General features: G+C 62.8%; 12 protein-coding genes. 6 read left to right on the top strand and 6 right to left on the bottom strand.

The genetic code is table 11. The annotated features are described in order from the left end of the window. The first annotated feature begins 215 nt into the window (after window positions 1–215). Entirely contained in the window at window positions 216–695 is a 480-nt protein-coding gene (locus tag HU770_RS20335) for a glycine zipper domain-containing protein (RefSeq protein ID WP_033703227.1), read from the top strand. A gap of 55 nt (window positions 696–750) precedes the next feature. On the opposite strand, the gene HU770_RS20330 is transcribed toward HU770_RS20335, so the two are convergent. From HU770_RS20330 to hslO, 3 genes are all read right to left on the bottom strand, one after another. Further along, window positions 751–1,191 (bottom strand): thioesterase family protein, encoded by a 441-nt coding sequence (locus tag HU770_RS20330; RefSeq protein ID WP_033703228.1) that lies wholly within the window; start codon window positions 1,189–1,191, stop codon window positions 751–753. Window positions 1,192–1,369: 178 nt separating this feature from the next. Continuing rightward, a complete protein-coding gene (locus tag HU770_RS20325; RefSeq protein ID WP_186661453.1) occupies window positions 1,370–2,911 on the bottom strand; it encodes a phosphoenolpyruvate carboxykinase in 1,542 nt (513 codons plus the stop codon). Between the two features lie 179 nt (window positions 2,912–3,090). Continuing rightward, on the bottom strand, window positions 3,091–3,990 hold the full coding sequence (gene hslO / locus HU770_RS20320) for an Hsp33 family molecular chaperone HslO (RefSeq protein WP_186661451.1): 900 nt from the start codon (window positions 3,988–3,990) through the stop codon (window positions 3,091–3,093). A 119-nt stretch (window positions 3,991–4,109) separates the two neighbouring features. Between hslO and HU770_RS20315 the strand changes: the two genes are divergently transcribed. Continuing rightward, complete coding sequence (locus HU770_RS20315) at window positions 4,110–4,904, top strand: phosphatase PAP2 family protein (RefSeq protein WP_186665189.1); 795 nt, start codon at window positions 4,110–4,112, stop codon at window positions 4,902–4,904. 26 nt (window positions 4,905–4,930) lie between these two features. Here HU770_RS20315 and HU770_RS20310 read toward each other — a convergent pair whose 3' ends face one another. Continuing rightward, window positions 4,931–5,332 carry a S4 domain-containing protein gene (locus tag HU770_RS20310; protein WP_047582909.1) on the bottom strand — a complete coding sequence of 134 codons (402 nt, stop codon included), beginning with the start codon at window positions 5,330–5,332 and terminating at the stop codon, window positions 4,931–4,933. Between the two features lie 109 nt (window positions 5,333–5,441). On the opposite strand from HU770_RS20310, the gene HU770_RS20305 reads away from it, so the two are divergent. Both HU770_RS20305 and rimK read left to right on the top strand, forming a co-directional pair. Further along, on the top strand, window positions 5,442–5,924 hold the full coding sequence (locus HU770_RS20305) for an ATP-dependent zinc protease (protein ID WP_047582975.1): 483 nt from the start codon (window positions 5,442–5,444) through the stop codon (window positions 5,922–5,924). Continuing rightward, the gene (gene rimK, locus HU770_RS20300; RefSeq protein ID WP_012316721.1) at window positions 5,921–6,826 is read left to right on the top strand and encodes a 30S ribosomal protein S6--L-glutamate ligase; all 906 of its coding nucleotides are present in this window, start codon (window positions 5,921–5,923) and stop codon (window positions 6,824–6,826) included. The genes HU770_RS20305 and rimK overlap by 4 nt, the downstream gene beginning before the upstream one ends. 113 nt (window positions 6,827–6,939) lie before the next feature. Here rimK and HU770_RS20295 read toward each other — a convergent pair whose 3' ends face one another. Together HU770_RS20295 and ompR are read right to left on the bottom strand one after the other, a co-directional pair. Continuing rightward, window positions 6,940–8,253, bottom strand: coding sequence for an ATP-binding protein (locus HU770_RS20295; RefSeq protein ID WP_033703234.1), 1,314 nt, complete (start codon window positions 8,251–8,253; stop codon window positions 6,940–6,942). 13 nt (window positions 8,254–8,266) lie between these two features. After that, window positions 8,267–9,007, bottom strand: coding sequence for a two-component system response regulator OmpR (ompR, locus tag HU770_RS20290; RefSeq protein WP_033703235.1), 741 nt, complete (start codon window positions 9,005–9,007; stop codon window positions 8,267–8,269). A gap of 227 nt (window positions 9,008–9,234) precedes the next feature. On the opposite strand from ompR, the gene HU770_RS20285 reads away from it, so the two are divergent. Then, window positions 9,235–11,559, top strand: coding sequence for a Tex family protein (locus HU770_RS20285; RefSeq protein WP_186665187.1), 2,325 nt, complete (start codon window positions 9,235–9,237; stop codon window positions 11,557–11,559). Further along, complete coding sequence (locus HU770_RS20280; RefSeq protein ID WP_186660445.1) at window positions 11,559–11,942, top strand: PaaI family thioesterase; 384 nt, start codon at window positions 11,559–11,561, stop codon at window positions 11,940–11,942. The genes HU770_RS20285 and HU770_RS20280 overlap by 1 nt, the downstream gene beginning before the upstream one ends. Window positions 11,943–12,067 lie beyond the last annotated feature (125 nt).

Here is a 12,067-nt window from a genome sequence, read left to right as displayed (position 1 = left end):
GCTCGAAAGGCTTACGGCAAAAACGAAAAAGCCCTGTTCCGTAACGGTTCAGGGCTTTGTCATAAGTACCTCTGACAGCCAAAAAACAATAAAGTTTCACCTAGAAAACAGTAACTTAGAGAATTGTGTACAACTCGTGCTACTCGTCGGATTTCAATTGCCAGCCGCCCTCCATAGCCTCAAATTCGCCTCGTCATCCTTATGAGGCTCTCTTGATGAAGAAGTACTCCTCGATTCTGTTGTTGTCTTTCAGCTTGCTCAGCGGCGTTGCCATGGCCGGTGGCAATACCGAGGCCGGCATTGGCGGCGCATTGGGTGGGGTACTCGGCTCCGTAGTGGGCAACTCCATCGGTGGTAGCACGGGCGGCGCTATTGGTGCCGGCCTGGGCGGCGCAGCCGGCGGTGCCCTGGGTGCCGACAAACGCCAGCGTGGCGAGGCCGCCATCGGTGGCGCGCTGGGCGCCGCAGGCGGCAACGTGGTTGGTCGCTCGGTGGGCGGCACCACCGGTAGCTATATTGGTGCGGCAGCCGGCGGCGGTGCCGGTGGCGCGCTGGGTAACTACATGGGCAACAAGGCCGACGACGACGAACGCCATGACGATCGCCGCTACCGCCGTAGCTACGACGACCGTCGTCACTATGACCGTGGCAACCATTACGGCCACCGCAAGCACAAGCGCCACTGGCGCCACTGATGCCTGAGGGCTTGGCCCTGGCAGCAAAAGCCCCGCCCCGCCCGGCGGGGCTTTTTTATGCCTGCGGGGCGAGCTGAAGGCCGCTGAGAATGGCCTGCAGCGCCTCAGGCAGCGGCACAGGCCGGCCGCTTGAGCGCTCGATGAACACCTGCACCACCGTCCCCGCCGCACACGCATCCCTTTCGCCAGGGCGATACAGCGCCAACCGGTATTCCACGGTACTGCCGGCCAACCGCGTCACCCCCAGGCCCACCTCAAGCACATCCGGAAAACCCGGCAGCGCGAAAAAGTCCGCAGCCGAACTGACCACGAACGCCGCCAGCGCACCTTCACGCAGGTCCAGCTCAGCTTGCTCGACGAGGAAGGCCTGGATGGCGGTTTCGAAAAAGCCATGCACGGTGGCACCGGCGATGTGGCCGTTCAGGTCGTTGTCCTGGGGGCGGGTGAGGATGGGATGGAAGTGGGCGAATGCACTGCGCTGTGGGGCTTCGGTCATCTGTCTGTCTCGCGAGGTCGCAATGGATGCTAACAGTGAAACAGAAAATCCAGACTGGAGGATGTCTTTACGTCCTTTTTGCGGGCAGCCCGCGAAAAGGCCATTAGTCATCGTGCAAAAGCTTCAGGCACAAAAAAGCCGCCATCTCAGGCGGCTTTTCTTTACAGCTAACGACAGCTTACAGCTGTGGGCCAGCAGCCTTGATGGCGTCGGAAACTTCGAACTTCTTGAAGTTTTCGATGAACAGCTTGGCCAGGCCTTTGGCGGCCTCGTCGTAGGCAGCTTTGTCAGCCCAGTTGGTGCGCGGGTTGAGCAGCTCGGTATCAACGCCCGGAACGGCTTTTGGCACGTCCAGGTTGATGATGTCCAGGTGCTCGGTGTCGGCACCTACCAGCGCGCCGCTCTGGATCGCAGCGATCACGGCGCGGGTGGTCGGGATGCTGAAGCGCTTGCCAACGCCGTAGCCACCACCGGTCCAGCCGGTGTTGACCAGGTAGACCTTGGAGTTGAAGCCGTTGATGCGCTTGATCAGCAGCTCAGCGTACTCGCCAGCCGGGCGCGGGAAGAACGGCGCGCCGAAGCAGGTGGAGAAGGTCGACTTGATGCCGCCGCCCGAACCCATTTCGGTGGAACCGACCAGCGCGGTGTAACCGGACAGGAAGTGGTAGGCAGCCTGTTCGTTGTTCAGGATCGAAACCGGAGGCAGAACGCCGGTCAGGTCGCAGGTCAGGAAGATGACCGCGTTAGGCTCGCCGCCCAGGTTCGCTTCGGAACGCTTGGCAACGTGCTCCAGCGGGTAGGCCGCACGGCTGTTCTGGGTCAGGCTGACGTCGGTGTAGTCGGCGTGCTTGTTGGCGTCGAGCACGACGTTTTCCAGCACTGCACCATGCTTGATGGCTTTCCAGATGACCGGCTCGTTCTTCTCGGACAAGTCGATGCACTTGGCGTAGCAACCGCCTTCCATGTTGAAGACAACGCCTTCGCCCCAACCGTGCTCGTCGTCACCGATCAGGTAACGGCTTTCGTCGGCCGACAGGGTGGTCTTGCCAGTGCCGGACAGGCCGAAGAACAGGGTCACATCGCCTTCTTCGCCGATGTTGGCAGCGCAGTGCATTGGCAGCACGTCGGCAGCCGGCAGCAGGAAGTTCTGCACCGAGAACATGGCTTTCTTCATTTCACCGGCGTAACGCATGCCAGCGATCAGCACCTTCTTCTGGGCGAAGTTGATGATCACGCAGCCGTCGGAGTTGGTGCCGTCACGCTCAGGCTCGCAAACGAAGTTGGCAACGTTGAGGATCTGCCACTGGTCACGACCAGCCGGGTTGAACTGCTCAGGGTTGATGAACAGGCAACGGCCGAACAGGTTCTGCCAGGCAGTCTGGGTGGTCATCTTCACCGGCAGGTAGTGCTCGGCGGCCGCACCTACGTGAACGTAGGAAACGAAGTGATCCTGGGCGTTGTTGAACGCCTCGACGCGGTCCCACAGGGCATCGAACTTGTCGGCCGGGAACTTGCGGTTGATCGGGCCCCAGGAGATGGCAGCCTGGGTGGAAGGTTCTTCGACGATGAAACGGTCAGCCGGCGAACGGCCAGTGCGGTGACCGGTCTCGACCACCAGTGCGCCAGTATCGGCCAGCACGCCCTCACCGCGTTGCAGCGCTTCTTCTACCAGCTTATCGACGCTCAGGTCGGTGTACACGGTGTTGTTGGCTTGCGTCATGAGATACCCCATCCGGCCCGAGGCCGAGTGCTCCAAACGTTTTGTAGTTGTCTGTAAAAAACTACTACAGCGAAAAAAGTGGCCGGATTATGCCAGAAACGCCCAAAAAAAGTAGGCCCCTCCTGTCGTTACTGCGCTTTTGCGCAATTCGACAGCAGAATTCCCTGTAGTTAATCGTTTCAGTGCCGAGTTTCTGACGCCGTGTCTGTCCCGCCACCGGCAAACAGTTGCGCGACATCGCTTGCATCGAAGAAATAGCGCTCGTTGCAGAACTGGCAATCGATTTCCACCGTGCCACCGCACTCTTCGACCAACTGCTCGGCGTCGTGCTGGCCGAGGCTTACCAGCGCATTGCCGGAGCGCTCGCGCGAGCAACTGCAGTGGAAGCGCAGCGGCTCGATATCGAACAGGCGCACGGCGTCTTCATGGTAGAGGCGGTGCAGCAGGGTTTCGTTGTCCAGCACCCACTCTTCGGCTTTGAGCGTGCTGGCGAGGGCCGTTACATGCTGCCAGCTCTCGGCGCGCTCTTCGTCGTCGCGCTGGCGGTCTACCGGCAACTGTTGCAACAGCAGGCCGCGCGCCTTGCCGTCCTTGGCATCGAGCCAGAAACGGGTATTGAGCTGCTGCGACTGAACGAAGTAGTTGGTGAAGCATTCCGACAGGTTGGCGCCGTCCAGGTCGACGGTACCTTGGTAACGCTGGCCTTTGACCGGGTCGATGGTCAGGGTCAGGTGGCCGTCGGGCATCAGCTGGGCCAGGGTCGCCTCTGCGCCGATCTGGTCCGCCTCGTAACGGGCAACGCCGCGAATCTCGCGATCACCGGAGCATTCCACCATCAGCAGCGGGATCGGCCCCTGGGAACGTGCCTGCAGGATCAGCAGGCCATCGAACTTCAGCGCGCCCACCAGCAATGCGGTGGCAGCCATCAGCTCACCGAGCAGCGCGGCCACAGGTTGGGGGTACGGGTGACGCGCCAGCACTTCGGCATAGCTGCGGTCGAGCCCCACCCACTCACCGCGGATATCGCGGTCGTCGAAGATGAAGCGTTGGGTGAAATCGGTATCCGGCAATTCGCTCATAGGTTCTGGCTATCTAAAAATGATGACAAAATGGTTACACGGGATTTCGAAACACTTGCGAAGCCCGTGACAGAGCGCTCACAAGGCGCTCCGATTCCTGTTGGCAATAGAGGTATCTTATGGACAATCGACCACTGTTCCAAGCAAGGTGGTCCTTGGGACCCTTGGCAGCCTGCACGCTGCTGCCCATCGCTCTACTGTGTTTCTGGTTATGGCCTATTGGCCAGATCCTGTGCCTGACTTTCGACGAATGGCTGTTTCACAGCCTCAATGCGCCGCTGGCCGACAACACCGCCTGGCGCTACATCTGGACCCTTGGCAGCCTGCGCCCGTTCGACATCGTGGTCGGGTTGATCCTGCTGGCAGTGCTGATCCGTGGCAACTGGGTGTTCAAAGCCTGCCAGGTGCGTGAGGCCTTTTTCGGTTTTTTGGTCACCCTGGTCCTATTAGTGGTGATTCGCGCGCTGTTTTCCAAGTGGGTCGATGCCGCTGGATGGCAACACAAGAGCCCGTCGATGATCTTCGATGACGTCGTGCACCTCAGTGACTACTACCCGAACCTGGAGGCTGCCTGGGAACTCAAGGACCGCTCCAGCAAGAGCTTCCCGGGTGATCACGCCTCGGTGTTGCTGATCTGGGCGTTGTTCATGAGCCTGTTCAGCCGGCGCCTGGTGCACTACCTGGTGGTCTGGGGGCTGGCGGTGGTGTTCATGCTGCCGCGTTTGGTGGCAGGCGCCCATTGGGGCCAGGATGACTACATCGGCGGGTTGCTGATGGCGATACTGGCATTGGGGTGGAGCTGCCATACACCGTTGGCGGCCAAGGGCAGTGCGGCATTGATGCGCTGGACGGCGCCGCTGTTCCGGTTGGCAGCCAAGCTGCCGTTGGTCGGGCGGTTGGCTGTGGTTCGCTGATGCTTGGGGCCGCAATGCGGCCCCGTTCACTCGAAGCTGCCGTGCAGCTGATGAATCTGCCGCCGCTGTTTCTTGTTAGGCCGGCCGTCGGTGGTCACACCCATCGCGCCGGCCTTGCGCAGCTCGGCAGCCTGTTCACGGCGCCGCACGCTCTCTTCGGTTTCGGCGTACAGCGCCTGCGCCTCCGGCGCCCCACGGCGCACTACCGACAGCGCCTTGACCACGACCGTACGCTCGTCGAACCCTGTGCGCAGGACGAACTCATCGCCCACCCTCGGTTCCTTGCCTGGCTTGCAGCGCTCGCCCCGGCAATGCACCTTGCCACTCTCGATCGCCGCCTTGGCCAGCGCTCGGGTTTTGTAGAACCGCGCCGCCCACAGCCATTTGTCCAGGCGAACCTTGTCGTCTTCTTCCGCCTTGTGTGCCATCCCGTTACCTCGAATTCAGTCTTTCATCGAACTGTACTACCGTATCTTGCGGATGCAAAAAGTCCACGCCGTGCTTACAGTTCACCACCTTATCCCCTGGGTGCGCTTCGTGAAGACATTTGACCATTTGACTGTGATCGGCCTGCGCGAGTGGGTGGCCCTGCCCGACCTCGGGCTGGCCGGGCTGCGCGCCAAGATCGACACCGGGGCCAGCACCTCAAGCCTGCACGCCACCGAGGTGGAACCATTCGAGCGTGACGGCCAGCCGTGGGTCCGTTTTACCGCGCACCTGGGCTCGGTGGTTCAGTTGCGCCACCGCCGTTGCGAAGCCCCGCTGGTGACCATGAAGACTATCAAGAGCTCCAACGGCCATGCCCAGGCCCGTTATGTGATCCGCACTTCGCTGGCATTGGGCGATGCTGTATGGGAAGTGGAGTTCACCCTGGCTTGCCGCAAGGACATGCGCTACCGCTTGCTGCTCGGCTCCAAGGCACTTATTCACGGCCAACTGGTGGTCAACCCTGGCCTGAAGTACGTACAAGACAAACCGGCCTTTCCGGCCACCCTTTCCCCTGTCACAGGTGCTGCATGAAGATCGCTGTGCTGTCGCGCAATCCGCGTCTGTATTCCACCCGCCGCCTGGTCGAAGCCGGTACCCAGCGTGGCCACGAAATGGTGGTGATCGATACCCTGCGGGCCTACATGAACATCGCCAGCCACAAGCCGCAGATCCACTACCGGGGCAAGCCGCTGGAAGGCTTCGATGCGGTAATCCCGCGCATCGGTGCCTCGGTCACCTTTTACGGGTGCGCGGTATTGCGCCAGTTCGAAATGATGGGCGTGTACCCGCTCAACGAGTCGGTGGCCATCGCCCGCTCGCGCGACAAGCTGCGCTCGCTGCAGTTGCTGTCGCGGCGCGGCATCGGCCTGCCGATCACCGGCTTCGCCCACTCGCCTGACGACATCCCGGACTTGATCCAGATGGTCAATGGTGCCCCCCTGGTGATCAAGGTGCTCGAAGGCACCCAGGGCATCGGCGTGGTGCTGTGCGAGACTACCCAGGCGGCCGAGTCGGTGATCGAAGCCTTCATGGGCCTGAAGCAGAACATCATGGTGCAGGAATACATCAAGGAGGCCGGCGGTGCCGACATTCGCTGCTTCGTGGTGGGCGACAAGGTGATTGCCTCGATGAAGCGTCAGGCCAAGCCTGGGGAGTTTCGCTCCAACCTGCACCGGGGTGGGGTCGCCAGCTTGATCAAGATCACCCCGGAAGAACGGATTACCGCGATTCGTGCGGCCAAGGTGATGGGGTTGAGCGTGGCGGGTGTGGATATACTGCGGTCCAACCATGGGCCGTTGGTGATGGAGGTGAACTCGTCGCCGGGCCTGGAGGGCATTGAAGTGACCACCGGCAAGAACGTGGCCGGGATGATCATCGAACACCTGGAGAAGAACGGCGGGCCGAATCAGACCCGGACCAAGGGTAAGGGCTGAGATTCGGGGCTGCTTTGCAGCCCATCGCGACACAAGGCCGCTCCTACAGGGGATCGCGTAACCCTTGTAGGAGCGGCCTTGTGTCACGATGGGCCGCAAAGCGGCCCCGGCAATCACACGGCATTACGCGGCAGCAAAAGCCCCAACGGCAACCTCACCCGCGCCTCGATCCCGCCACCGGACCGATTGCGCAGCTCCACATTGCCGCCATGCTGGGCCGCGATCCGCTTGACGATCGCCAGGCCCAACCCGGTGCCCTTGCCACCCCGGGCGCGGTCCCCACGAATGAACGGGTTGAAGATGGTCTCCAGCTCCGACTCGTCGATCCCCGTGCCCCGGTCCAGCACGCTGAGCACCACGTAAGGCGCGCTCTCGTCGCCCGAAACATAGGCGGCCACTTCGACCCCTTTGCCGGCATGGTGCAAGGCGTTGCCGATCAGGTTGCCCAGCATGCGCTTGAGCGAAACCCGCCGCAGCGGGAACGGCGGTATCGGCTCAAGGCACAGGCGTACCCGCTCGTGCGGCTGGTTGTAAGGCGCCACCACTTCGCGCACCAGGTCGGCCAGGTCGACCTCCTCCACCGGCTCGTCACGGCCATCGCGGATGAACGCCAGGAACTGGTCGAGAATCGCGTCCATGTCCTCGATGTCGCGAACCATGTCATCGCTCAAGTCGTTGTCGCTGTCCAACAGCGAAAGCGACAGGCGCAGCCGCGTCAGCGGTGTACGCAGGTCGTGGGAAACCCCTGCCAGCATCAACTCACGCTCACGCCCTGCCTGCTCGACATCCTCGGCCATCTGGTTGAACGCACGGTACACCTCGGTCATTTCGCTGGGAGTGTCGCTGATCGGCAAGCGCACGCTACGCCCCTGGCCCAGTTGCCGGGCGGCGAACACCAAGCGCTTGAGCGGCTGGTTCAGCTGGCGTACGAATATCCAGGCCGACGCGGTGGACAGCAGGCCGATGGCCAGGAACCAGCCGAGCACGTTCCAGATCTTCTGCCCACGCAGCGGATGCGGGTACAACGGCACCTTGAGCCAGCCAGGGCCGAGGCTCGGCGCATTGACCCACAACGCCGGTGGCGCGTGGATGCGCAGACGTACCTCGGTGTCTTCGCCCAGCTCGGCCTGCATCTGCCGCTGGTAAATCTCGCTGTAAGGCCAGTGTTGCTCGCCTTCGGGTACCCCAGAGCCGGTCACCCGGATCAGCCCTGCGGCTTCGGCGATCTTGTCGCGGTTTTCTTCATCGGCAGCCCAATAGGCGCGCAAGGTCAGTGCCACACCATGGCTGTACTGACGGTCGACCAGCACATCCTCGTTCATCAGCAGATAAACGAGGGTCAGCGCCTTGGAAAACAGGACGACGATCAGCACCAGCCACAGCGTGCGGGCGAAGAAGCTTTGCGGAAACCACAGCGGCGTTTTCATCGACGGCAAGGCATCATTTGCCGGCGTTTCCGTCTGGTACGAAGACGTAGCCCACGCCCCAGACCGTCTGGATATAACGTGGCTTGGACGGGTCCGGCTCGATCATGCGGCGCAGGCGCGAGATCTGTACGTCGATGGAGCGCTCCAGGGCGTCCCATTCACGGCCACGGGCCAGGTTCATCAGCTTGTCGCGGGTCAGCGGTTCACGCGCATGCATGACCAGCGCCTTGAGCACGGCGAACTCACCGGTGGTGAGCATGTGCACTTCGTCGCCGCGCTTGAGCTCGCGGGTAGCCAGGGACAGCTCGTAATCACCGAAGGTGACCGATTCGTCCTCGCTGCCCGGGGCGCCGGGCACACTCGGCGCCTGGCGGCGCAGCACGGCCTTGACCCGGGCCATCAGCTCGTCGGGGTTGAACGGCTTACCCAGGTAATCGTCGGCGCCCAACTCCAGCCCCTTGATGCGGCTGAGCTCGTCGCCCTTGGCGGTGAGCATGATGATCGGGATCTGGTTGTTCGACTGGCGCAGGCGCCTGCACGCGGTCAGGCCGTCCTCGCCAGGCAGCATCAGGTCGAGCACGACCAGGTTGAAGACCTCACGCGACAGCAGGCGGTCCATCTGCTCGGTATTGGGCACCGCGCGGGCACGGTAGCCCTTGCTGGTGAAGAAACGTTCCAGCAGGCTGCTCAGCCCGGGATCGTCGTCGACGATGAGAATCTTGTCACCTTCAGCGGTGTTTGCAGTGCCGGTCATGAATAACTCCTCTGGTATCGCCGCGCATTATGGCGTAGCCATTGCAACGCGTGCCGTGAGCATTGTTAGCAGATTTTTCCCCCAGCGCCAGTTCCGGGCCTCTCGGGCTGGCTTGGCGCCATCACCGCAAGCCGATCACGATGGGTATAATGCGCGGCTTTCATCCAGCGCCGTCAGGCTCCGAGCCCGCGCGCGGCCCCCGTATTCACAATTGTCAGGTGGTTTACATGGACAGCATCAACAGCCGTATCGCCGAGGAACTGGGCGTACGCCCACAACAGGTCGAAGCGGCCGTGGGCCTGTTGGACGAAGGCTCGACCGTGCCCTTCATCGCCCGTTACCGCAAGGAAGTGACCGGCAGCCTGGACGATACCCAGCTGCGCCACCTGGAAGAGCGCCTGCGCTACCTGCGCGAACTCGACGAGCGCCGCGCCAGCATCCTGTCCAGCATCGAGGAACAGGGCAAACTGACCCCGGAGCTGGCCCGCGAGATCAAGTTGGCCGACACCAAGACCCGCCTCGAAGACCTTTACCTGCCGTACAAGCAAAAGCGCCGCACCAAGGGCCAGATCGCCCTGGAAGCCGGCCTTGGCGAGCTGGCCGACGGCTTGTTCAACGACCCGCAGCTGGCCCCGGAAACCGAAGCGGCACGCTTCGTCGACGCCGAAAAAGGCGTGGCCGATGTCAAGGCGGCCCTGGAGGGCGCCAAATACATCCTCATGGAGCGCTTCGCCGAAGACGCCGCCCTGCTCGACAAGCTGCGCAACTTCCTCAAGCAGGAGGCCGTGCTCAGCGCCCGCGTGGTGGCCGGCAAGGAAGAAGAAGGCGCCAAGTTCCGCGACTACTTCGCCCATGACGAACTGCTGCGCAGCGCCCCGTCGCACCGTGCCCTGGCGATTTTCCGCGGGCGCAACGAAGGCATCCTCAGTGCCTCGTTGAAGGTCGGCGAAGAACTGCCCGGCACCCTGCACCCCTGCGAAGTCATGATCGGCGGCCACTTCGGCCTGGAAAACCGCAGCCGCCCGGCCGACAAGTGGCTGGCCGAGGTAGTGCGCTGGACCTGGAAGGTCAAGCTGTACACCCACCTGGAAACCGACCTGTTCGGTGAACTGCGCGACAACGCCGAGGGCGAGGCGATCAATGTCTTCGCCCACAACCTGCACGACCTGTTGCTGGCCGCCCCAGCCGGGCCGCGCGCCACCCTGGGCCTGGACCCGGGCCTGCGCACCGGCTGCAAGATCGCCGTGGTCGATGCCACCGGCAAGCTGCTGGACACCGCCACCGTCTACCCGCACGCACCGCGAAACGACTGGGACCGCACCCTCTCCGTGCTGGCCGCCCTGTGCGCCAAGCACTCGGTGGAGCTGGTGGCAATCGGCAACGGCACCGCCAGCCGCGAGAGCGACAAGCTGGTGGCCGAACTGGTCAAGAAATACCCGGCCCTGAAGGTCACCAAGGTCATGGTCTCCGAGGCTGGCGCTTCGGTGTACTCGGCCTCGGAACTGGCCGCCCGCGAATTCCCGGACCTGGACGTGTCGATCCGCGGCGCTGTTTCCATCGCCCGCCGCCTGCAGGACCCGTTGGCCGAACTGGTGAAGATCGACCCGAAATCCATCGGCGTCGGCCAGTACCAGCATGACGTGTCCCAGCTCAAGCTGGCCCGCGGCCTGGACGCGGTGGTCGAGGACTGCGTGAACGCCGTGGGGGTGGACGTCAATACCGCCTCGGTGGCGCTGCTGACCCGTATCTCGGGCCTCAACGCAACCCTGGCGCAGAACATCGTGGCGCACCGAGACGCCAACGGCCCGTTCGCCACCCGCGCAGCGCTGAAAAAGGTCAGCCGCCTGGGTGAAAAAACCTTCGAACAGGCCGCCGGCTTCCTTCGTGTAATGAACGGTGACAACCCGCTCGACGCCTCTGCCGTGCACCCGGAAGCCTACCCGCTGGTGCAGCGCATCGCCGCCGGCACCGACCGCGATATCCGCTCGCTGATCGGCGACAGCAGCTTCCTCAAGCGCCTCGACCCGAAGAAGTTCACCGACGACACCTTCGGCCTGCCGACCGTCACCGACATTCTCCAGGAGCTGGACAAGCCCGGCCGCGACCCACGCCCTGAGTTCAAGACCGCGACCTTCCAGGACGGCGTCGAAGACCTCAAGGACCTGGAGCCCGGCATGATCCTCGAAGGCGTGGTCACCAACGTCACCAACTTCGGTGCCTTCGTCGACATTGGCGTGCATCAGGACGGCCTGGTGCACATCTCGGCGCTGTCGGAAAAGTTCGTCAAGGACCCGCGTGAAGCGGTCAAGGCCGGCGACGTGGTCAAGGTCAAGGTCATGGAAGTGGACATCCCGCGCAAGCGTGTCGGCCTGTCCATGCGCATGGGCGATACCCCGGGCGAGAAGGTCGAAGGCAACCGGGGTGGCGGCCGTGGCAACGGTGGCAATCGCCAGCAGCAGGCGCCACGCCCGCGTGAAACCACCACCGCAGCACCGGCCAACAATGCCATGGCCTCGTTGTTCGCCAACGCCAAGCAACTGAAGAAGAAGTGATGGACGTCCCGCGCGAATACGTCGAAAGCGCCTTCAGCCAGTTGCTCGGCTGCCGCCTGCAACGCCTGGACACCGGCGTTGCCGAAGTGGCCCTGGCGCTTGCGCCGCAATTGCGCAACAGGGGGCAGAAACTGCACGGTGGGGCGATCTTCAGCCTGGTGGACATCGCCATGGGCCTGGCCTGCTCGGCCAGCCATGGCTTCGACCAGCAAAGCGTCACCATCGAATGCAAGATCAACTACATGCGCGCCGTCAGCGACGGCGAGGTCGTGTGCAGCGCCCGCGTATTGCACGCCGGGCGGCGCACACTGGTGGTCGACGCCGACGTAGTCCAAGGCGACAAGCTGGTGGCCAAAGCGCAAGGAACCTTCGCGGTTCTCTAGCTCACCAAGCACTATCTGCGGTATTTTCAGCAGTGCGCTGGCACTGCTGGAACCGCGTAAACCAGGCGACAACGCCAGTTCCTTTCTCCCTACCCTTGTAGACCGTTATCTCCACCCCCATATTG

This window comes from Pseudomonas sp. SWRI68 (assembly GCF_014269165.1).
Taxonomy (GTDB): domain Bacteria; phylum Pseudomonadota; class Gammaproteobacteria; order Pseudomonadales; family Pseudomonadaceae; genus Aquipseudomonas; species Aquipseudomonas capeferrum.
The sequence above is the reverse complement of the archived record's forward strand: the minus strand, read 5'-3'. Positions and strand labels throughout refer to the sequence as shown.